Raw genomic sequence first — 360 nt, 5'->3', positions numbered from 1 at the left:
CTACTTCCTTTAGACCATCGAGCGGCCGATAATCAACTTCATGATTTCATTTGTACCAGCATAGATCTTCTGAACACGCGCATCTGCGTAAGCGCGCGCAACCGGATACTCCCACATGTAGCCGTAACCACCATGTAGCTGTAAACATTCATCTATCACGTCACACTGAATCTCGGTAGTCAATAATTTAAGCTTCGCTGCGGTCACCACATCTAGTTGCTTATTAATATGCAGCTCTAAGCATTTATCGACAAATACACGCGCCATCGTCAAGGTTGCTGACATTTCGGCAAGCTTAAACTGGGTGTTCTGGAACGATGCTATTTCACGGCCGAAGGCTTTACGCTCTTTAACGTATGC

1 protein-coding gene is annotated in these 360 nt (G+C 45.8%); it reads right to left on the bottom strand.

Annotation, left to right across the window (positions count from 1 at the left end; genetic code table 11):
- Window positions 1-9: 9 nt before the first annotated feature.
- Window positions 10-360 (bottom strand): acyl-CoA dehydrogenase family protein (locus A3729_RS10175; protein WP_255376388.1); only part of this gene is annotated, 351 nt, incomplete at its 5' end.

The organism is Oleiphilus sp. HI0043, assembly GCF_001634935.1.
This window is presented reverse-complemented; position numbering and strand designations above follow the sequence as displayed.